General features: G+C 74.8%; 16 protein-coding genes and 1 pseudogene. 8 read left to right on the forward strand and 9 right to left on the reverse strand.

Translation table 11 applies throughout. The features are described from left to right. Positions 1-95: 95 nt before the first annotated feature. Entirely contained in the window at positions 96-953 is an 858-nt protein-coding gene (locus tag GC157_12450) for a family 16 glycosylhydrolase (protein ID MBI1378276.1), read from the forward strand. 40 nt (positions 954-993) lie between these two features. Here GC157_12450 and GC157_12455 read toward each other — a convergent pair whose 3' ends face one another. Beyond that, positions 994-2472: an amino acid decarboxylase gene (locus tag GC157_12455; GenBank protein ID MBI1378277.1), complete on the reverse strand. Its 1479-nt coding sequence runs from the start codon at positions 2470-2472 to the stop codon at positions 994-996. A gap of 72 nt (positions 2473-2544) precedes the next feature. On the opposite strand from GC157_12455, the gene GC157_12460 reads away from it, so the two are divergent. The 4 genes from GC157_12460 (at position 2545) to GC157_12475 (ending at position 7028) form a co-directional block, all read left to right on the forward strand. After that, complete coding sequence (locus GC157_12460) at positions 2545-3054, forward strand: VOC family protein (GenBank protein ID MBI1378278.1); 510 nt, start codon at positions 2545-2547, stop codon at positions 3052-3054. Positions 3055-3394: 340 nt separating this feature from the next. After that, a complete protein-coding gene (locus tag GC157_12465) occupies positions 3395-4771 on the forward strand; it encodes an extracellular solute-binding protein (GenBank protein ID MBI1378279.1) in 1377 nt (458 codons plus the stop codon). Between the two features lie 383 nt (positions 4772-5154). Further along, positions 5155-6015: an ABC transporter permease subunit gene (locus GC157_12470; GenBank protein MBI1378280.1), complete on the forward strand. Its 861-nt coding sequence runs from the start codon at positions 5155-5157 to the stop codon at positions 6013-6015. Between the two features lie 77 nt (positions 6016-6092). Then, the gene (locus GC157_12475) at positions 6093-7028 is read left to right on the forward strand and encodes an ABC transporter permease subunit (protein MBI1378281.1); all 936 of its coding nucleotides are present in this window, start codon (positions 6093-6095) and stop codon (positions 7026-7028) included. Positions 7029-7091: 63 nt separating this feature from the next. On the opposite strand, the gene GC157_12480 is transcribed toward GC157_12475, so the two are convergent. Next, positions 7092-7931: a M15 family peptidase gene (locus tag GC157_12480; protein ID MBI1378282.1), complete on the reverse strand. Its 840-nt coding sequence runs from the start codon at positions 7929-7931 to the stop codon at positions 7092-7094. A gap of 44 nt (positions 7932-7975) precedes the next feature. Beyond that, positions 7976-8548 carry a nitroreductase family deazaflavin-dependent oxidoreductase gene (locus GC157_12485; protein ID MBI1378283.1) on the reverse strand — a complete coding sequence of 191 codons (573 nt, stop codon included), beginning with the start codon at positions 8546-8548 and terminating at the stop codon, positions 7976-7978. 152 nt (positions 8549-8700) lie between these two features. Here GC157_12485 and GC157_12490 point away from each other — a divergent pair, with 152 nt between their 5' ends. Both GC157_12490 and GC157_12495 read left to right on the forward strand, forming a co-directional pair. Continuing rightward, entirely contained in the window at positions 8701-9051 is a 351-nt protein-coding gene (locus GC157_12490) for a hypothetical protein (protein MBI1378284.1), read from the forward strand. A gap of 18 nt (positions 9052-9069) precedes the next feature. Then, a complete protein-coding gene (locus GC157_12495; protein ID MBI1378285.1) occupies positions 9070-10371 on the forward strand; it encodes a sigma-70 family RNA polymerase sigma factor in 1302 nt (433 codons plus the stop codon). A 118-nt stretch (positions 10372-10489) separates the two neighbouring features. On the opposite strand, the pseudogene GC157_12500 reads toward GC157_12495, so the two are convergent. Next, a pseudogene (locus GC157_12500) lies at positions 10490-10837 on the reverse strand (hypothetical protein). 913 nt (positions 10838-11750) lie between these two features. Between GC157_12500 and GC157_12505 the strand changes: the two are divergent. Beyond that, positions 11751-12284 carry a YbhB/YbcL family Raf kinase inhibitor-like protein gene (locus GC157_12505; GenBank protein MBI1378286.1) on the forward strand — a complete coding sequence of 178 codons (534 nt, stop codon included), beginning with the start codon at positions 11751-11753 and terminating at the stop codon, positions 12282-12284. Here the strand turns inward: GC157_12505 and GC157_12510 are convergent. The 5 genes from GC157_12510 to GC157_12530 form a co-directional block, all read right to left on the reverse strand. Next, entirely contained in the window at positions 12262-15354 is a 3093-nt protein-coding gene (locus GC157_12510) for a DUF58 domain-containing protein (GenBank protein ID MBI1378287.1), read from the reverse strand. The genes GC157_12505 and GC157_12510 overlap by 23 nt on opposite strands. 3 nt (positions 15355-15357) lie before the next feature. Continuing rightward, a complete protein-coding gene (locus GC157_12515; protein ID MBI1378288.1) occupies positions 15358-16314 on the reverse strand; it encodes an AAA domain-containing protein in 957 nt (318 codons plus the stop codon). A gap of 115 nt (positions 16315-16429) precedes the next feature. Further along, positions 16430-17443, reverse strand: a complete 1014-nt coding sequence (locus tag GC157_12520; protein MBI1378289.1) for a gfo/Idh/MocA family oxidoreductase — start codon at positions 17441-17443, stop codon at positions 16430-16432. 32 nt (positions 17444-17475) lie between these two features. After that, positions 17476-19581, reverse strand: coding sequence for an alpha-galactosidase (locus GC157_12525; GenBank protein MBI1378290.1), 2106 nt, complete (start codon positions 19579-19581; stop codon positions 17476-17478). Between the two features lie 110 nt (positions 19582-19691). Continuing rightward, complete coding sequence (locus tag GC157_12530; GenBank protein MBI1378291.1) at positions 19692-20666, reverse strand: pirin family protein; 975 nt, start codon at positions 20664-20666, stop codon at positions 19692-19694. Between the last annotated feature and the right edge of the window lie 51 nt (positions 20667-20717).

Genomic DNA, 20717 nt, shown 5'->3' on the forward strand with positions numbered 1-20717 from the left:
GCGGCCCCTCACAGGCCCCGCGCGCCGCACGACCGGACCGTCCGCAAGGCGGCCGGGGTGTTCAGGCCCCGCGGACCCGTGTCGATGAACCGGGCATGAGCGCCTCCACCACGAGATCCCGACGCCGGGTCGCCCCCGTCGCGCTCGCGCTGCTGGCCGTGAGCGCCCTGGTCCTCGCCCCGGACGCCTCGGCGTCGGCCCCGGCCTCGGCGCCGCGCGCGCTCGCCGCGCCGCACGCCGTGGTCGCCGCGGTAAGCCGCGGCTACACCGCGCACCCCAGCGGCGTGGCGCCCCCGAGCACCAACCCGCGCGGCTGGGTGAAGGTGTGGGGCGACGACTTCGTGCGGCGCACCGTGACCCGCGCCTGGGACAAGTACGCCGGCAGCCCGGGCAGCTACTCGAACGGCCGGTGGTCGCCCTCGCACGTGCAGAGCCACAACGGGATGCTCATCCTCGCCGGCTACCGGGAGAACGGGGTCTTCGTCACCGGCGGCGCCTCGGCCACGCGCGCGAGCACCCTGCGCTACGGCAAGTACCTCGTGCGCATGCGCGCCGACAAGGGCGTCGGCGTCGGCTACGTCGCGCTGCTGTGGCCGTCCTCGGGCTGGCCGCCGGAGGTCGACTTCGCCGAGGACGGCGGCCACGACCGCTCCACCACGAGCGGCACCGCCCACTTCGGGTCGACGAACCAGCAGGTGCAGCGGATCCTGCGGCGCGACTTCAGCAAGTGGCACACCGTCGGGGTGGAGTGGACGCCGACCAGCCTCAAGTACACGATCGACGGCAAGGTGTGGGCGACCATGCGCGGTGCGACCGTGCCGCACCAGCCGATGCACCTCGCGATCCAGAGCGCGGCGCTGCGCTGCACCTCGTGGTCGGCGTGCGTGTCCTCCGCGACGCCGAGCCACGTGAACATCTACGTCGACTGGGTCGTGGTCTACCGCCGCGCCTGACACCGCGTTCCGCCCGGGGCTCGCGCCAGCGGCCGGGTGCTCAGCCGGCGACGACGCGCACGCGGCCCACTGCGTCGTCGACCGCCCCGCGCACCCAGCCGTGCGGGGTGGCCGCGGTGCGCTGGAGGAAGTGCAGCGTCGCGGCGGTGACCTCCTCGCCCGGCATGAGGTTGGGGATCCCCGGCGGGTAGGCGGCCACGCTGTCGGCCGACACCCGGCCCACCGCGGCAGAGGCCGCGACCACCTCCGAGGGCGCGAACCAGGCGTCGCGCACGGACATCCGCCGGGGCCCGGGGTCCGGGAGCTCGATGTGCTCGCGCGTCGCGCCCCCGTCGCGCGGCAGGGCCAGGAGGGCGTCGGCGAACGCGTCGACGTCGTGGGCCGCCCCGGCGCCCACGATCGCCACGATGACGTCGTCGGTCGACATCTCCACGTGGTGCCCGAGCTCGCGGAACAGCAGGGCGCGGGCCTCGTGGCCGCTGATGCCGCCGCTGCGGGTGTCGATCACCACGTGCAGGGGGTCGAGCGCCACGACATCCGGGAATGCGAGCATCGCGGGTCCCGCGTCGCGGAACCGGCCGTCGGCGGCGATGCGCGCGCGCAACCGCGCCACGGCATCGAGGCTGCGGCCCACGGCCGCCTCGCCCGACGACGCGAGCCGGCGGCGGGCGAGGTCGAGCGAGCCGAGCAGCAGCGAGCACTCCGACGTCGACTGGAGCGCGCGGAAGGCGCGCTCCACGAGGGGCTCGAGGCGCTGCGCCCACGGGCCGTGGCCGAGGTGGAGCAGCGCGGTCTGGCTCAGCGACCCGCCGAGCTTGTGCATCGACGCGATGGCGAGGTCGGCGCCGAGCCGCACGGCGTTGGACGGGAGCTCCGGGTGGAAGCCGAGGTGCGCCCCCCAGGCCTCGTCGACGACGAGCGCCGCGTCGTGCGCGTGCGCCACCTCGGCGAGGCGGGCGACGTCGGAGCACGAGCCGAAGTACGACGGCGACACGACGTAGACCGCCACGGCCCCGGGGTGCGCGCGCAGGGCGGCCTCGACCGTGCCGGCGCTGACGCCGTGCGCGATGCCGAGGACGTGGTCGACGTCCGGCGCGACGAACTCGGCCACGAGCCCGGAGAGCATGAGCCCGTCGACGACCGACGAGTGGACGCTGCGCTGCGCGACGACGGTGCCGCCCCCGCCTCCGGCGAGGCCGGCCACGGCCAGGCAGGCGGTCTGGTTCCCCTGGCTGGATCCGTTGGCGAGGAACCACGTGCGGGACGCGCCCCAGGCCTCGGCGGCGAGGGCGAGGCTGCGCTGCATCGGGTTGTCCGGGCCGTGGTCGATGCCGTCGACCGAGGGCTGCACGTCGAGCGCGAGCGGGTCGTCGGCGAGCCACCGCGCGAGCATCGGCTGCGCGTCGTGGTCGCCCTGGTGGCCCGGCGTCGTGAAGCGCGCGCGGCCCTGGTCGGCGAACGCGCGGACGGCGTCGGCGTAGGGCGAGGAGTCCTGTCGGTCGGCCGGGATGGCGGTCATGGCCCTGATCCTGTCGTGCCGCGGCCCGGGGCGGGCCTTGTGGTGGCCGCCCCGGCGTCCCAGGATCGGCGCATGGCCATCCCCGCCGTGCGGCTCAACCACGCCGTGCTGTTCGTGTCCGACCTCGAGCGGGCGCTCGCGTTCTACGTCGCGGCGTTCGGCATGGAGGTGGTCGCGCGCGAGCCGCGCGCCGCCGCCGCCTTCCTGCGGCTGCCGCGCTCCGGCAACCACCACGACCTCGGGCTCTTCGGCCTCGGCCCGGACGCGCCGCCGCGCGGGCGCGGCGTGGGCCTCTACCACCTCGCGTGGCAGGTGGACACGCTCGACGAGCTGGCGGCTGCGCAGGCGACCCTCGCGGAGCTCGGCGCGCTGGTCGGCCAGTCCAGCCACGGTGCGACCAAGAGCCTCTACGGCACCGACCCGGACGGCAACGAGTTCGAGGTCATGTGGATGCTCCCCCGCGCCGAGTGGGGCCGGTACGCCGACAGCGCCCCGGTCGAGCGGCTCGACCTCGCCGGCGACCTCGCCCGCTGGAGCGGTGTCGCGACCGCGGACGAGCTGCGCCCGCTGCCGCGGGACTGACTCCGACGGCGCGGCTCGGACACGGCCAGGTCACAACCAGGTCGCGGTCGGGCCCTGGCCCGCTGCTGCGGTGGCGCCCCGCACGGCCTCGTGCCACGGTCGTGAGGGGATGCTTCCCGCGTCCTCGGCCGACCCCGGGACATCGGGGTCGCCGCGCGCTACTCTCGGGCGTGGGAGCGCTCCATCGGGTCACGCTCCGAGACCAATTTGTAATCGCTTGCAGGCCCGAAACTTGTGTGAAACCTCTTGCTTACAGGGGTGTCACGGGCAAGGATGCGAAACGCTTACAGCTTCCGGGGCTTCAGCCACCCGGATGATCAACCGGCTCGAGGGAGACAGAATGTCCGTTCCCGTCCGTCGCCGCACGGCCGCCGTCATCGGCGGCGTCGCGGCAGCGCTGCTGCTCGCCGCGTGCGGCAGCAGCACCGACACCGGTAGCAGCTCGCCGGCGGCGAGCTCCACCAACACCGATCCCGCGTGCGCCTCGTACTCCTCGTACGGCTCGTACCCGGGCACCTCGGTCACCGTGTTCACCTCGATCCTGCCGCCCGAGCAGCAGAAGTTCGAGCAGGCCTGGGCCCAGTTCGAGAAGTGCACGGGCATCACGGTGAAGTACGAGGGCAGCGACCAGTTCGAGGCGCAGCTCCCGGTCCGCATCCAGGGCGGCAACGCTCCTGACATCGCGTTCATCCCGCAGCCCGGTCTGCTCGCCAAGCTGGTGCAGCAGGGCGGCCCCGTCGCGGCGCCCGACGCCGTGGCGCAGAACGTCGACAAGTACTGGAACCCGGCGTGGAAGAACTACGCCACGGTCGACGGCACCTTCTACGGCGCCCCGCTCGGCTCCAACATGAAGTCGCTCGTGTGGTACTCGCCGAAGTTCTTCGCCTCCAAGGGCTACACCGTCCCCACCACGTGGGACGACCTGTTCAAGCTCTCGGACAAGATGGCTGCTGACGGCGTCAAGCCGTGGTGCGGCGGCATCGAGTCCGGCGGCGCCACCGGCTGGCCGGCCACCGACTGGCTCGAGCAGGTCGTGCTCCGCCAGCAGGGCGGCGACGTCTACGACAAGTGGGTCTCGCACGAGGTCAAGTTCGACTCGCCCGAGATCACCCAGGCGATGGACACCGTCGCGGGCTGGATGAAGAACCCGAAGTACGTCAACGCGGGCTTCGGCGACGTCAAGACGATCGCGACGACGGCGTTCCAGGACGCCGGCAAGCCGATCCTCACCAACAAGTGCGGCATGCTGCAGCAGGCGTCCTTCTACGCGGCCCAGTGGCCGTCGTTCAAGAAGAACGTGGACATCTCGGAGAACGGCGACATCTTCGCCTTCTACCTGCCGCAGATCAGCGACTCGATCCCCACGCCGATCGTCGGCGGTGGCGAGTTCGTGACCGCGTTCGCCAACCGTCCTGAGGTCCAGGCCTTCCAGACGTTCCTCTCGTCGCCGGAGTTCGCCTCCGAGAAGGTCAAGCTCGGTGGCTGGGTCTCCGCCAACAGCGGCGTCGACCTGTCGCTGTACCAGGACCCGATCTCGAAGCTGTCGGCTCAGTACCTCACCAAGACCGACGCCACCTTCCGGTTCGACGCGTCCGACCTCATGCCCGCCGCCGTCGGCGCCGGTGCTGAGTGGAAGCAGCTGACCGCGTGGTTCGCCACCGACCAGTCGACGCAGACGACCCTGCAGAACATCGACGCCGCCTGGCCGTCGAGCTGACACTGGATCGATCCCGTCACGCTCGTTGAGTGACGGAGCACGTCAGAAGTGACACGGCCGGGGTCCGGGAGTAGTAGAAACACTCCCGGACCCCGGCTCGCTCTACCCGGAACCCGTCGACCCGGGTGGGGACTCGACCGGCTTTGCCTGCGGAACGTGTCGAGAGGGTGGTTGTCAGCGTGAGAAGCATCAAGGCCGGCGAGCTCGTCGTCGGTATCGTGCTCGCGTTCTGCGGGCTGCTGCTGTTCTACCTCAGCGCAGAGATCGTCGTGAAAGAGCTCGGCAAGGCGTCGCTCGCCGCCGGCTGGATCTGCTTCTTCTTCGGCGTCCTGCTCATCCTGTTCTACCTCGGCAGCGCCGCTCGGGGGCGCCTGCAGACGTGGATGGCCCGCCTGGTCTTCCTGGGCCCGGCCCTGATCCTGGTGACCGTCGGCCTCGTGGTGCCGGCGGTCCTCACCACGATCGGCAGCTTCCAGGACTCCAACGGCAAGAAGTTCGTGGGCCTGACCAACTACGTGTGGACGTTCACGACCCCGGACAACTGGGTGTTCCTGCGCAACACCGCGCTGTGGATCATCATCACGCCGATCTTCTCGACGGTGCTCGGCTTCATGCTCGCCCTGCTCATGGACCGCATGCGCCGCGAGTCGCTGCCGAAGTCGCTCATCTTCATGCCGATGGCGATCTCCTTCGTCGGCGCCTCGATCATCTGGGGCCTGGTCTACGAGTACCGCGACCCGGCCGTGACCGACCAGCAGGTGGGCCTGCTCAGCGCCATCGTGATCAAGCTCGGCTGGTCCGATCCGCCCAACTGGCTGCTGTGGCAGCCCTGGAACAACTTCCTGCTCATGGTGATCATGATCTGGATCCAGACCGGGTTCGCCCTGGTGGTGCTCTCGGCCGCGATCAAGGCGATCCCGACGGACGTGACCGAGGCCGCCATGCTCGACGGCGCCACCGGCTGGAAGCTGCTCACCCGCGTCACCGTCCCGATGATCCGCGGCACGCTCGTCGTGGTGCTCACCACGATCGCGATCGGGGTGCTCAAAGTCTTCGACATCGTCTACACGATGACCAACGGCAACTTCGGCACGCAGGTCCTCGCGAACGAGATGTACGCCCAGTCGTTCGTGCAGTTCGACAAGGGCCGAGGCAGCGCCCTCGCCGTGGTGCTGTTCCTGGCGGTGACCCCGCTCATCGTCTACAACGTCGTGCAGCTTCGAAGGGAGCAGCAGATCCGATGAGCGTCGAGACTGCCGGCGTCGCCGGCGAGTTCGAGGAAGCAGTCGCGAAGGCCGCCGGCCCGGACAACCGCGAGGGCATGTCCTCGGCCATGCGCCGCAACCTGTCCAGCCCCTGGGCCACGGCCTTCGTCATCGTCGTCACGATCCTGTGGACGATCCCGACCTTCGGCCTGCTCGTCACCTCGCTCCGCCCGTCGGAGTACGCGAGCGACTCCGGCTGGTGGACGGCCTTCATCCCGCCGTTCCACTTCACCGCCGACAACTACTCGCAGGTGATCAGCGGCGGCAACACCATCCCGCAGGGCATCTGGCCCTACTTCATCAACTCGTTCGTGATCTCGATCCCGGCGGCGATCGTGCCGCTCGCGGTCGCGCTCATGGCCGCCTACGGCCTCGCGTGGGTGAAGTTCCGGGGCAGCAACGCGGTCTTCCTGCTGATCTTCGCGCTGCAGATCGTCCCGCTGCAGATGGCGCTGCTGCCGCTGCTGACCCTGTTCAACAAGGGCTGGGGGTTCATCCCGCCGGTCAAGCAGATGGTGCAGAGCATCCCGCTCATCGGCCACGACCTGTGGCCGCAGGGCGGTGTGTCCTTCGTGCCGCTGTGGCTCGCGCACACGATGTTCGCGCTGCCGCTGGCGGTGTTCCTCCTGCACAACTTCATCGCCCAGCTGCCGAAGGACCTGTTCGAGGCGGCCCGTGTCGACGGCGCGAGCCACTTCCTCATCTTCCGCCGGCTCGTGCTGCCGCTGTCGCTGCCCGCCATCGCGTCGTTCGCGATCTTCCAGTTCCTCTGGGTGTGGAACGACCTGCTGGTCGCCCTCACCTTCGCGGGAGGCACGGTCGACACGGCACCGATCACGGTCTACCTGGCCAACATCAAGGGCCGGTACGGCTCCGAGCTGCACCTGGTGACGGCAGGTGCGTTCATCGCGATCATCGTCCCGCTGATCGTGTTCTTCGCCCTCCAGCGGTTCTTCGTCCGCGGCCTGCTCGCAGGCTCGGTCAAGGGCTGACGCCGACCGCTCGCCACGAGGCCCGCGCACCGTTCCGGTGCGCGGGCCTCGTGCCTGTCCGGCTCAGCCGGCGGTGCGACGGTGGAACGGCCGGCTCGGGTAGCCGGTGTCGAAGTGCTGGTAGTCGACCGTGCTCGAGATGTCCTGCCAGATCCAGCCCTCGCGCGTGAAGGCCCGCCACACGACGCCGCCCCGCAGGATCATGCCGGGCCCGGGCCGGCGCGCGGCGTGCGCGGCGCTGGGCATCCAGCAGCCGCAGCGCGGGTCGCGCCAGGGGTTCTCGAGCGGGTTGACGTCCACCGCCCGCCCGTTGGCGTGCGGGGACGCCGTCGACGGCGCGTTGGCCTGGCCGGCCGAGCGGCAGTTGTAGGCCGAGGTGTTGTCGTCGCGCATCGAGGCGTTGTCGTCGCCGTGGTAGTACTCCACCGGCCGCATCCGTCGGATGGGGAAGCGCGCGTCGAACAGCTCGGTGAACACCGCGGCGACGCTGCTCGCGACGTCGGCGTTGACGACGAGCACGCCGCGGTGCGGCCGGCCGTCGAAGCCCCAGAAGCCCACCTCCACGCGGCGCAGCTGCGCGCGGGTGACCGGGCACCCGGGGCGGGCCATGCCGGCGGCGACGATGCGGGCCCACTGGGCGGCGCCCACGGGCCGGACGACGGCGTCCGCGCGCGGCACGGCACCGGGGCGGCTCGTCGGCGTGGCGCCCGGGGGCACGGAGGGCGCGATCACGCCGGAGGCGGAGGAGTGCGCGGCGACCGAGGTCGTGGCCGGCGAGGTGACCGGGACCGGGGTGCTGCCCGAGCCGGCGGCGGTCGGGCCGCCCGACCCACCGGAGCATCCGGTCAGCACGACGGCGACGGCCGCGGCGACGGCCGCCCCCCGCAGGACCGGAGCGCGCACCGGCCCAGGCTACGGGCAGCCGGGGCGGCGTCGGGCCAGGCGCCTCAGTCGCCCGGCGAGGCCACCGGGCGCAGCCGGAACATCCGCGGCGCCAGCCCGTCGCGGCGGCCGAGGTAGTCGGCGTAGCCCGGGTACTCCGCGACGAACGCCGGGAACAGCCGCTCGAAGGTCGCGTCGTCGACCAGCTCAGCCCGCACGTGCAGGTGCTCGGGGCCGATGTCGACGACGGCCTGCGGGTGGGCCAGCAGGTTCGCCGTCCAGCCGGGGTGCTTGGGCTGGCCGAAGTTGGTGCCGAGCAGCATGACGTCGTCACCGTCGCGCACGTAGACCAGCGGCGAGCTGCGCGGGGCGCCGCTGCGGGCGCCCGTGGTGTGCAGCACGAGGATGGGGATGCCGTACACCGCGGCCATCACCCGGCCGTCGCGCCAGCTGCGGATTCGCGGGTCGATCACCGGGCCGACCCGGCGGTAGACCCGGGCGAAGCCGGCCGTGCGACCGAGGCGGCGCATCACCGCGGTGAAGGGGTTGGCCCGCACCCGCTCCTCGTGCAGCGCGATGCGGGCCAGGCGGGCGGCGAGGGCCCGCTGCGCGTCGTCCTGCCCACCCGGTTCCGTCACGCCGCGAGGCTAGCCAACGCGGGGCGGTCCGTCCCGCCGGTCGCAGCACCGGGCGGGGTGTCCGCGGGATTCCCCGCCAGGGCTGTCGATTCCGCGTCACCCTGTGCGTCGTGGGGGTGCGGGGGACCACGACGAAGGGCAGGAGGCCCGGCATGAGCACCAAGTACATGTTCCTCATCTACGGCGACGAGGCCGCGATGGCCGACGCCACCCCCGAGCAGTGGGACGAGATGCTCAAGGCCCACAACGAGTGGGGGCACGCGGTGGAGGCGGCGGGCGCCACGATCCTGGGCGGCGACGCGCTCGCCGCGTCGAGCATGGCCACGACCGTCCGGCGCGGCAGCGGGGCGCCCGTGGTGACCGACGGGCCCTTCGCGGAGACCAAGGAGGCGCTCGGCGGCTTCTACCTCGTCGAGTGCGCCGACCTCGACCAGGCGCTCTCGCTGGCCTCGACGCTGCCGGCGCACACCGTCGAGGTGCGTCCCGTCGTCCCCACCGGCTGAGCGCGGGACCGCCGGAGCGTGACCGTCCCGCCGGACGCCGTCGTCGCCGCCGTCGAGCGGGCGCACCGCACGGAGTGGGGGCTCGTCCTCGCCACCGTCGCGCGCCTGCTCGACGGCGACCTCGCCACGGCCGAGGAGTGCACCCAGGAGGCGTTCGAGGCCGCGCTGCGCACCTGGGGCGAGCGCGGCCTGCCCGCCCGGCCCGGCGCGTGGCTCACCACCACGGCCCGCAGGAGGGCGCTGGACCGGGTGCGCCGCGAGGCCGCGCTGCGGGCGCGCTACCCGGACCTGGCCCGGCAGGAGGCCGCCGACGACCCGGCGGCGCAGGAGGACGACGTGGACCTCGACGACCGGCTGCGGCTGGTGTTCACCTGCTGCCACCCGGCGCTGGCGCCCGAGGCGCGCGCCGCCCTGACGCTGCGCCTGGTCTGCGGCCTGACCACGGCCGAGATCGCCCGCGCGTTCCTCGTGCCCGAGCCCACCCTGGCCGCCCGGATCACGCGGGCGAAGAAGAAGATCGCGACCGCCGCCATCCCCTACCGCGTGCCCGGGGCCGACGAGCTGCCCGAGCGGCTCGACGCCGTGCTCACCGTGATCCACGTCGTCTTCACCGCCGGGTACGCCACGCCCGGCCCGGCGCTGGTGCGCCCGGACCTCGTCGGTCGCGGCCTGGACCTCGCGCGGGTGCTCGCGGTGCTGCTGCCGCACGAGCCCGAGGCCCTCGGCCTGCTGGCGCTGCTCGAGCTCACCGACGCCCGGCGGGCCGCCCGCGTGGACGCCTCCGGCGCGCTGGTGCTGCTCGAGGACCAGGACCGGGGGCGGTGGGACCGGGCCGCGATCGAGCGCGGTGACGCCGTGCTCGCGCGTGCCTTCGGCACCTGCCTGCGCACCGGCGCGGAGCCGGGACGCTTCCTGCTCCAGGCCGCGATCGCCGGGGCGCACGACGAGGCGCGTACGTGGGCCGGCACCGACTGGCCCGGCATCGTGCTGCTCTACGACCGGCTGCTCGGGGCGTGGCCCAGCCCCGTGGTGGAGGTCAACCGGGCGGTGGCCGTGGCCTTCGCCCGCGGGCCCGAGGCGGGCCTGGCCCTGCTCGAGCCCCTGCGCGGGCGCGAGGAGCTGCGGACCTGGCACTACCTGCCGGCCGCCCGCGCGGACCTGCTGCGCCGGCTCGGCCGGGCCGAGGAGGCCGCGGCGGCCTACCGCGAGGCGCTCGGGCTCGTGGACGACGGCGCGGAGCGCCGGTTCCTGCTCGCGCGCCTGGCCGAGGTGAACGGGCCGGGGCCCGCCCGGGGCGAGCCGGGCGTCGGCGGCGGATGAGGCGGCGCAGCCGGGCCAGCAGACCCGGGCGCCGCGGCGGCCGGCCCGCACCGGCGGGCACGGGGCGGCGCGGCGTGCGCGCGGCGCGCTCCACGACGGCCAGGAACACCTCGGCCGGCACGGCCGCGCCCTCGCGGCGCACGGCGTCGGCCCGCACCGCGAGCGGCCGGTCCAGCCGGGCCCAGCTGGGCCGGTGGCCGGCGTCCCACGCCCCGGCCCCGAGCGGGAACCAGGCGCGGTCGCCGTCGTGGTCGCGGCTGGAGAGCATGAGGCCCACGAGGGTGGCGGCGTCGTCGGCGTCGTGTCCGATCACCAGCAGCGGCCGGTCCTTGCCGGTGCGCGGGTCCTCCTCGTAGGGCACCCAGGTCCACACGACCTCGCCCGGGTCGGCGTCGCCGTCGCGGCGCGGGGCGTACTCCGGGCGCAGCCGGCCGGTGAAGTCCCACGCGCCGCCCCGCCCGGGCATCTCGGTCACCGGCGCAGCCTAGGGCCGCAGGCCGCGGCGGCCGGCGAACCGGCGGTGACGCGCGGGCGAGCGGCGGGGGGCGGATCGGCGAGCAGTGAGCGACGTCTCGTCGTGTCGCGCCGTGGCACGGCGGCGCATGGGGCATCCTGGGACCTGGTCGTGCCGCGGCCGCAGACAGGTGCGGGGCCCCTCGATGTATGAGATCGAGGGGCCCCGCGGCACGTCCACCGGCTGTGCGGCCGGGTTGCCCCGGGCCGCGCGAGCCGATGTCCGTGCATGCCGTGCGCTCGTCGGTCGCGGCGACTCGCTCGCGGTCTCCCGCTCGCTCCGTCGCGGCCGGTCCCCGGAGGGACCTGCCGGACCGCCGTACGCATCGGCGGCCGCCGTGCTCGTCCGCCGGACCCCGTCCGCCGCCCGGTCGCCCGGGACGTCGTCCGTGGGACCACCTCCGGGGAGGAGGGCCCCTGCCCCCGCTGCTCCGAGGAGCTGCGGGGCGGTCCGCCGATCGTTCTCGGCGTGGCCTCGCGCCCGGTCTCGGACCCGGTGGCCGGCGACCGGTCGCCCGGTCTCCGTCCTCCGTCGGAGTCGCCTCCGTCGGTCCGCCCGTCTCGCTCGGCGTGGGCGTAGTTCTAGTCCCGCATTCGCCCACGGCACAAGGGGTTTCGCGGAAGTTTTTCCGCGGGGGCGTGGGACCCCCCGCGATGCACAGGATGTGCACAGCTTGTCCTCCGGCGAGGCGCCGTCGTCCCCATGTTGTCCCCAGGTGCGTGCACAGAGGCCGGCCTCACCTGGCGTCGGGGCGTGGTCCGAAAACCGCCACTCGGGGTGCGCGGTCCGGACCGGTCGGACGGGGTGCGCCGCACGCGCCGATGCGGTTGGGTGGAGGGGCTCCCACCCGCCTCCGGAGGCCGCCATGAGCCTGGAACGCCGCGTCGCCGTCGATCCCTACGACTACCTGCCCCCCGTGCCGTCCTTCACCGTGACGAGCGAGGACGTCGCCACCGGCGAGCCCCTGCCGATGGAGCACGTCCACGACTCCGCCGGCGGCGCGAACCGCTCGCCCCAGCTGTCGTGGAGCGACGTGCCCGACGGCACGCAGAGCTTCGTGGTCACGTGCTTCGACCCGGACGCGCCCACGCCGTCCGGGTTCTGGCACTGGTGCGCGGTCGACCTCCCCGGCGACACCCGCTCGCTCGCGCGGGGCGCCGGCGCGTCGGACGCCGACCTGCCCGGCGGCTTCCACGTGCGCACCGACTTCGGCGCGGCGGCCTACGGCGGCGCGGCGCCGCCGCAGGGCGACATGCCGCACCGCTACTTCTTCGTGGTGCACGCCGTCGACGTGCCCAGCCTCGGCGTCGACGCGTCGGTCTCCCCGACCGTCGTCAGCTTCCACCTCGCGTTCCACACGCTGGGCCGGGCGACGATCACCCCGACGTTCGCGCACTGACCCCCGCCGCGCCCACGGGCGCCAGCGCCGCTGCCGCGGCGTCGAGCGCGTCGGACGCCGCGTGCCGCACGTGGCTGGGCGGGAGCTGCTCGGCGTAGAGCGTGAGCTCGACCACCTCGAGCGCGCGGAGGACGTCCGGGTCGCTGCTGTGACGACGCACCCCGGCGATCCCGTCGCCCGGGCCGAGCGTGCGGCCGGCGGCCTCGAGCGCGGCGCGGTAGCGGCCGAACGCGGGCAGCGGGTCGACGGTCGGCGAGCGGGGCGGAGCCGCACGGCGGGCCCGGGCGACCTGGCGGCGCCGGCGCATCGGCAGCGCCAGCAGCGCGACCACCGCGGCGACGAGGCCGAGCACGAGCGCGAGGTTGCGGCGGCCGGTGTCGCTCGACCACAGCGACCGCCACAGCGCGACGAGCCGGCCCACCGGGCCCAGCGACTCGGTGGGGTCGGCCAGGGCCGACCCGGCGGTCGGGTCCGAGGTCACCCAGCCGTCGCCGGGCACCCACACCTCGACCCAGGCGTGGGCGTCGGAGGCGAGCAGGGTGAGCCGGTCGGGGGAGTCCTGGTGCCCGGCCGAGGCGGCGTAGCCCGTGGCCAGCCGGGCCGGGATCCCCAGCGACCGCAGCAGGATCGCCTCCGCGGCGGCGAAGTGCTCGCAGAACCCGGCGCGCGAGCCGAACAGCAGGAAGTCCACGGCGTCCTGGCCCTCGGGCGGAAGCGGCGCGTCGAGCTGGTAGCGCACGTGGGTGCGCAGCCACCGCTCGACCGCCTGCACCTGCTGCACGCGGTCGTCGAGTCCGGCCGTCACGGACTGCGCGAGCTGCACCGTGCGCCGCGTGGTCGTGGGGTCCAGCTGGGTCCAGGCCGGGTCCGCGAGGTCCGGCCCGGTCCCCGCCGCGCTCAGGCTGTCGACGTCCGTGCGCGGCACAGCGGTGACCGTGTAGGGCGCCACCGCGGCGTCGAGGGAGAAGCCGTTCGTCGACAGCTGCACCAGCGACGTCGCCCCGCGCACGGACAGCGGCGGCCCCGGCGCGATCACGCCGACGTCGCCGACCGGCTGCACGTCGTAGCTGCGTGCGCCGCCCGCTCCGAGGCCGGCGTCGCTGGGGTCCGGCGGCAGGGCGATGGCCTGCCCGGGGGCGGCGCCGAACGACGCCTGCACCGGCCGGGCGTACCACGTGCCGTCCGCGACGACGTCGAGCGTGAGCGCGCGCCACAGGCCCTCGGTGCCCGGCGGGACCTCGAACGCCGGGGTGTCGGGCAGGTGGCCGCGCGCCCCCAGGCTCAGGGCCCCGGTGAAGTAGGTCGGGGTCACCTGGGCCGCCTGCTCGGCGGCGGTCTGCGCGCCCAGCGACGGACCGAGCCCGGGGCCGAGCAGGGGCGCGCCGAGCGCGGGCGCGGCGCCCAGCGGCAGGACGAGGTAGGCGACGAGGCCGAGCAGCACCGCCGCGGCGGAGGGGCCCACCAGCGAGTCCGGGACCGGCCGCGGGGGCGCACCGGGCACCGGCGGGTCCGGCTGGAGCGCCTCTCGCGCCGCGACGCCGGCCCCGGCGAGCACCGCGGCCGCGGTGAGGACGGTGGGCACCACCACGTCCGGGCCGGGGGCGAGCCCCGCCGCGGTGAGGATCATGAGCGGGCCGATGCCCAGCGCCACCAGGGCGTCGCGGCGGGTCCGCGCGGCCAGCAGCTGCGCCAGCGCCGTGGCGCACACCATCGTGGCCGCGCCCGCCGCCGGACGGCCGCCGTCCACCTGGTGCACGGCGGTCACGAGGCCGCCCACGACGGCGACGGCGGCGAGCAGCGGGCGCACCCAGCGGTAGCGCTCCCGCGGGAGGCCGAGCACCAGCACGAGGAACCACAGGCAGGTGAGCCCGGCGCCCCAGGCGAGCGCGCGGACCGGCTCGAGCATGCCGGCGAGCCCGAGGCCGAGCAGCCCGGACAGCAGCGAGGCCAGCGTCGCGACGGCCAGCCGGCGGGAGACGCCGACGACGACGGGCGGGTCGGGCACCACGGCGGGCCTCGGCGGGGCCTCCACCACCACGACGTCGACGCCGGAGGCCGCGGCCGAGGCGTCCCACCCCGGCCCGGCCAGGCCCGGCGAGCCCACGACGACCAGGCGCCCGTCGGTCGCGGCGAGCAGCGCCTCCTGCTCGGCGGGCGAGTCGTAGCGGTGGGTGGGCTCGGCGTCCGCGGTCCAGGCGAGCACGGCAGCGGGCCGGGTGGCGGTGAGCTTCTCGACCCCGCGCGAGGACACCAGGTGCACCTCGGCGCCCTCGCGCACCGCGCGCAGCGCGATCCCTGCGGCCCGGGCGAGCACGGCGTCGGCCGCCTCGGGCGTGGGATGGGCGGGGCCGGCCAGCACGACGAGCGAGGTGCGCTCGAAGGACTCGCGGTCGACCACCACGGGCGCCCCGCGCCGCACGGTGGAGCGCCAGTGCACCCGTGAGCCGTCGCCGGAGGTCCACGACCGCAGCGCGTGGATGTCCGGCCCCGTGCGTCCGACCGTGAGCCGGCCGTGGTCGCCGTCGCCGGCGACCGGGACCGGCTCGACCCGCACGTGCTCGTCGATCCCGGCGGCCACCGTGCGGGCGAGCGGGTAGACGTCGCCGTGCACCCGGCGCACGAGGCCGAACGGCGCGAAGGTCCAGCCGATGACGGCGCGCTCGGTGTGGGTGCCGCGCCGGTCGGGCCGCAGGTCGACCGGCACCGTGCGGGACTCGCCCGGGGCCAGCGGGTCGACGAGCAGGTCGAGCACGAGCGAGTCGCCGCCGGTGAGCAGCCGGAGGCGGTGCTGCGGGACGCGCCGGGAGCCGGCGCGCAGCACGAGCCGGGCCCGGGTGGGCTCGCCGGCCACCTCGCGCTCGGGCAGCAGCAGCGCGGTGTCGACGTGCGGCAGCACCGGCGAGGCGACCCACGACACGACGAGACCGGCGTAGGCCAGGCACGAGATGAGGTACATCCACACGTCGCCGCGGGCGTAGCCGAGCAGGGCCAGGGCCGTGGCCGCCGCGAGCAGCCACGTGCCGGCGCGGGTGAGGGACCGGCGGCTGCGGCAGCGGGTGGCCGCCGTCATGGCTCAGGCGCCGAGGGGGACGGGGACGCGGGCCAGGATGTCGTCGAGGGCGTCGCCGGGATCGCCGCCGGCACCGATGACGCGGTGCGCCAGCGCCGCGCGGGCGATCGCCTGGAGGTCCTCCGGCACGAGGAACTCGCGGCCGTGGACGACGGCCCAGGCCTGCGCGGTCCGCACGAACGAGATGGCCGCGCGCGAGCTCGCGCCGTGGGCCACCCGCGGGTGCTCGCGGGTCGCCCGCACCAGGGCGAGGGCGTACGCCGACACCACGGGCGCGACGTACACCGCGCGCACCGCGGAGCAGCAGGCGCGCCAGGTGGCGACGTCGATGACGGGCGGGAGGTCGGTGACCGTGGCGTGGTGGACCTGGTCCCGCAGCACGCGCAGCTCGTCGGCCTCGGAGAGCGGCTCGAGGGTGACCCGCAGCGCGAACCGGTCGAGCTGGCCCTCGGGCAGGGGGTAGGCGCCGTGCTGCTCGAGCGGGTTCTGCGTGGCGATCACGGTGAACGGCGTCGGCAACGGGTGGCTGACGCCGTCGACGGTGACCGTGCCCTCCTCCATCGCCTCGAGGAACGCGGCCTGCGTGCGCGGCGGCGTGCGGTTGAGCTCGTCCACGAGCAGCACGTGGGAGAAGACCGGGCCGGGCACGAACGTGAACGACTGGCTCACCTGGTTCCACACCGAGGAGCCCGTGACGTCCGAGGGCAGCAGGTCCGGGGCGCCCTGCACCCGGCGGAAGTCGGCGGCCACGGAGCGGGCGAACGCGTGCGCCAGCGTGGTCTTGCCGTTGCCCGGCGTGTCCTCGATGAGGACGTGGCCGCCGGAGAGGAACGCGGCGGCCAGCATCCGCACGGCCAGCGGCTGGCCGCGCACGACCTCGGACACGTTGTCGACCAGGCGCGAGGCGAGGGCCGTCACGGCCGCAGGGCTCAGCGCCTGCGGGAGGGTGTCGGCGGTCACCGGGTGGCCTTCCGTCAGGGGACGTCCCCGCTGACATCGACCCGATCCGGCCGGATCTTGAGCGCGGCAGCCGCTCGCGCGGCCGGCGTCGTCCCAGGTCAGGCCGCCGGCGCGGTCACAGCCCGGGGTAGGTCAGGCCGATCTGGCGGCGCACCTCGTCGAGGGTCTCGAGGATCGCGACCGTCTCGTCGAGCGGCATGACCGGCGACTCGGCCAGCCCGGCGCGCAGGCACCGGCCCACCTCGGCGGCCTCGAACCGCAGGCCGTTGCCCTCGACGGGGATGTCGATCTCCTCCACGACGCCGTCGCGCCGGCCGTCGCGCAGGGTCACGCGCACGGGCGCCGGCCGGTAGAACGTCGAGAGCACGTCGATGCGCCCGTCGCGGCCGTTGATCGTGGCGAAGCACGCCGAGCGGGTGCGCAGCGACGTCGTGAGCACGGCGTGGGCGCCGCCGTCGTGCCGCAGCACCATCGACGTGGTGGCGTCGACACCGGTGAAGGCCGGGTCGCTCACCGCGGTGACGGTCGTGGGCGTGCCGAGCAGCATCGAGGCGAACGACACCGGGTAGATGCCGAGGTCGAGCAGCGCGCCGCCGCCGAGCTCCGGGGCGAACAGCCGGAACTCGGGGTCGTCCTCGAACCACTGGCCGTGGTCGGCCGTGAGCAGCACCACCTCGCCGATGCGGCCGGAGGCCACGATGTCGCGCACGGCGGCGACGTGCGGCAGGAACCGCGTCCACATCGCCTCCATCAGGAACGTGCCGCGCGCGCGGGCGGCGTCCACGAGCGAGCGCGCCTGCGCCGCGTCCATCGTGAACGGCTTCTCCAGCAGCACGGCCTTGCCGGCCTCGATCGCCAGCATCGCGGCGTCGTGGTGCATCGGGTGGGGCGTGGCGACGTAGACGACGTCGACGTCCTCGTCGGCGACCAGGTCGGCGTACGACGCGTGCTGGTGGGCGACGCCGAAGCGCTCGGCGAACGCGGCGTGCGCGCCCGCGTGGCGGGCGCCGACGGCCACCACCTCGTGGTCGGGCAGCAGGACGAGGTCCTCGCAGAAGGACGTGGCGATGCCGCCCGCGCCGAGGATGCCCCAGCGCACGGGCCGGTCGTCGGGGATCGGTGTGCTCATGCGGCCATCCAACCCCGGCGACGGGTGCGGCGTCAGCCCGGGACGTCGTGCGCGAGGAGGTGCACGAGCGTGGCGCTCTCCGGCACGTGCACCGGCATCGGCAGCCCGACGTGGCCGAGCAGCGCGCCCTCGACGTCCGCACCCTGCTCCACCCACGGGGGGACGCGCTTGCCCGGCGACCACATCGCCCCCGGCAGCGGCACCCGCTCCACCCGGTAGCGGCGTGCGGGGTCGAGGCCGGGCAGCCGCACGGGGACGGGGGTGGTGGCGTCGGTGGAGCCGAGCTGGGCGTAGCAGAACAGCGCCTCCGAGCGGTCGTGGGCGACGACGCCGTGCACGAGGGCCGAAGGGTCCGGGTGGTCGGCGCGCACGACCCGGCCGCCGTGCAGCAGCGGCCGGAACCGCTTGTGCACGTCGATCACCGCGGCGACCCCGGCGCGGTCCTCGGCCGAGGCGGAGGCGAGGTCCCACTCGAACCCGAGGTGCCCGAAGAGCGCCGTCGCGGCGCGGAAGGGCAGCACGTGCGTGCGCGCGGTGGTGTGCGACCAGGCCGACCCGACGTGCGCGCCCATGAGCTCGGGCGGCAGCAGGTAGGTGAAGGTGCGCTGGATCCGCGCGCGCTCGAGCGGGTCGTTGCAGTCCGACGTCCAGAACCGGTCCGTGCGTGCCGCGATGCCCAGGTCGACCCGGCCGCCGCCCGAGGCGCACGACTCGATCTCCACCCCCGGGTGCCGCCGGCGCAGCTCGTCGAGCAGGGCGTAGAGGGCGAGGGTCTGCGCGTGGACGCCGGCGGCGCCGTGCGCGTCGCCCGGGGAGACGAGGTCGCGGTTCATGTCCCACTTGAGGTAGCCGATCGCGTGCTCGGACAGCAGCGCGTCGAGCCGCTCGAGCAGGTACGCCGACACCTCCGGGCGGGCGAGGTCCAGCACCAGCTGGTGGCGTCCGAGCACGGGCTCCTGCCCGGCCACGCCGAGCACCCAGTTGGGGTGGGCGCGGAACAGGTCGCTGTCCGGGTTGACCATCTCCGGCTCCACCCAGAGCCCGAACTCCAGGCCCAGCCCGGTGACGTGGTCGACGAGGGGGCCGAGGCCGTCCGGGAAGGAGCGCTCGTCGACGTACCAGTCGCCCAGCGACGAGGTGTCGTCGTCGCGGCCCCGGAACCAGCCGTCGTCGAGCACGAACCGCTCGACGCCGACCTCGGCCGCGACGTCGGCCAGCGCGCGGAGCCGCTCGAGGTCGTGCTGGAAGTAGACGGCCTCCCAGGTGTTGAGCAGCACCTTGCGCGGCGTGCGCGGGTGCGTGGGCCGGGCCCGCACGTGGGCGTGGAACGCGTCGCTGATCCCGCCCAGGCCGTCGGGGGAGTACGCCGCGAGCACCGGGGGCGCGTCGTAGGTCGCCCCGGGGGCCAGCCGGACCTCGCCGGGCAGCAGCAGCTCGGCCACGGACAGCGTGCGCCGGCCGTCGGGCAGCCCCTCGGCCCGCACGGCGTGGTCGCCGCTCCACGCCAGGTGCGCCGCCCACACCTCGCCGGACTGCTCGCGGAACGCCGGCGTGCCCACCAGGAGCGTGGGCGCCGACTCGTGCGACGTGCGGCCCCGGCGGCTCTCGAGCACGACGGCGCCGCGGCCGAGGGTGGTGCGCTGCTCCTGCCCCTCCTTCGCCCAGCGGCCGGTGAGCGAGAGCACCTCGACCGCCCGCGCGGGCACCGGCAGCACGGGGGCGAGCCCGGCGACCACGAGCACGTCGTCGCCCTCGTTGCGCACGGAGCAGGTCACCGCGAGCACGCCGTGGGCGTCGAGCGAGACCTCCAGGTCCACCGCGACGCCCGCGGCGGGGTCCGAGCCGGACCAGCGCAGCGACGCGCCGCCGGCCTCGCTCGACGTGCGCACCAGCCGCGGGGCGAACCCGGTGCCGTCCGGCCGGTGGGCGTCCAGGCCGCCGCCCGCGGACCAGCCGCGCGAGCGCTCGGGCAGCAGCGACAGCGGCGGGACGTCGTCGAGCCCGCCCTGGGGCACGGCCGTGCCGCCCGGGTCGAGCAGGTCGAGCGCGGCGCCCTCGGGCAGCGGCGCGCCCCAGTGCAGCACCTGGGGCACGGCGTCGTCGTGGGTGAGCACCACCACCGCGCCGGGGCTGCGCAGGACGGCGTGGGGCGTGGGCGAGGTGGGCCGGGAGGTCACGGAGGACGACTCTGCCGCACGCCGTCGCCGGGTGGCGACGGGTGCGGCAGAGGTTCGTGCGGTGCTGCGGGTCAGACGCGGAACGGCTGGATGCCGTCGGCCGGCACGGTGCCCAGGCGGCCCGCCTGGAAGTCCTCGAAGGCCTGCATCAGCTCGCGCTGGGTGTTCATGACGAACGGGCCCATCCAGGCCACCGGCTCGCGGATCGGCTGCCCGCCGAGGAGCACCACCTCGAGGGCCGGGGCGTTGCCGTCCTGCGCGGAGTCGGCCGCGAGGGTGAGGCTGCCGCCGTCGCCGAGCACGGCCAGCTGCCCGGTGCGGACCGGCCGGCGCTCCTCGCCGACCGTGCCGCGCCCGGAGAGCACGTAGGCGAGCGCGTTGAAGTCGCGCCGCCACGGGATCGTCATCGACGCCCCCGGGCTCACGGTGGCGTGCACCATCGTCATCGGGGTGTACGTGGATCCCGGACCGGCGTGGCCGCCGAGCTCGCCCGCGATCACCCGGAGCAGGGCGCCGCCGTCGTCGCTGGTGAGCAGGGCGACCTGCGAGGCCCGCAGGTCCTGGTAGCGCGGGTCGTTCCACTTCGCGGCCCGGGGCAGGTTGACCCACAGCTGGAGGCCGTGGAACAGCCCGCCGGCGACCACGAGGGCCTCGGGCGGGGTCTCGATGTGGAGCAGGCCGCTGCCGGCGGTCATCCACTGCGTGTCGCCGTCGCTGATGACGCCGCCGCCGCCGTGCGAGTCCTGGTGGATGAACGCGCCGTCGATGATGTAGGTGACCGTCTCGAACCCGCGGTGGGGGTGCCAGGGCGTGCCCTTGGGCTCGCCGGCGGCGTACTCCACCTCGCCCATCTGGTCCATCATGATGAACGGGTCGAGCAGCGACTGGTCGACTCCCGCGAACGCCCGGCGCACCGGGAAGCCCTCGCCCTCGAGGCCGCTCGGCGCGGTCGTCACGCTGCGGACCGGACGCGGCGCGGCCAGCCCGGGATCGGGCCGCCTCACCCGCGGCAGCACGGTGATGTCGTCGACGGTGACCGCCGGCATGGCTCCTCCTGGGGTCGGGCGGGACGTGCGGAACAGGTAGTTCAATGCTCA

This window comes from Frankiales bacterium (assembly GCA_016125335.1).
In the GTDB taxonomy this organism is placed as follows: Bacteria; Actinomycetota; Actinomycetes; order S36-B12; family CAIYMF01; genus Longivirga.

Excerpts from the sequence above, each read along its gene's own strand:
- GC157_12465 (MBI1378279.1), top strand. The coding sequence starts at position 3,395 with ATGTCCGTTCCCGTCCGTCGCCGCACGGCCGCCGTCATCGGCGGCGTC.
- GC157_12470 (MBI1378280.1), top strand. The coding sequence starts at position 5,155 with ATGGCCCGCCTGGTCTTCCTGGGCCCGGCCCTGATCCTGGTGACCGTC.
- GC157_12490 (MBI1378284.1), top strand. The coding sequence starts at position 8,701 with ATGAGCACCAAGTACATGTTCCTCATCTACGGCGACGAGGCCGCGATG.
- GC157_12520 (MBI1378289.1), bottom strand. The coding sequence starts at position 17,443 with ATGAGCACACCGATCCCCGACGACCGGCCCGTGCGCTGGGGCATCCTC.
- GC157_12450 (MBI1378276.1), top strand. The coding sequence starts at position 96 with ATGAGCGCCTCCACCACGAGATCCCGACGCCGGGTCGCCCCCGTCGCG.
- GC157_12455 (MBI1378277.1), bottom strand. The coding sequence starts at position 2,472 with ATGACCGCCATCCCGGCCGACCGACAGGACTCCTCGCCCTACGCCGAC.
- GC157_12530 (MBI1378291.1), bottom strand. The coding sequence starts at position 20,666 with ATGCCGGCGGTCACCGTCGACGACATCACCGTGCTGCCGCGGGTGAGG.
- GC157_12505 (MBI1378286.1), top strand. The coding sequence starts at position 11,751 with ATGAGCCTGGAACGCCGCGTCGCCGTCGATCCCTACGACTACCTGCCC.
- GC157_12460 (MBI1378278.1), top strand. The coding sequence starts at position 2,545 with ATGGCCATCCCCGCCGTGCGGCTCAACCACGCCGTGCTGTTCGTGTCC.
- GC157_12475 (MBI1378281.1), top strand. The coding sequence starts at position 6,093 with ATGTCCTCGGCCATGCGCCGCAACCTGTCCAGCCCCTGGGCCACGGCC.
- GC157_12510 (MBI1378287.1), bottom strand. The coding sequence starts at position 15,354 with ATGACGGCGGCCACCCGCTGCCGCAGCCGCCGGTCCCTCACCCGCGCC.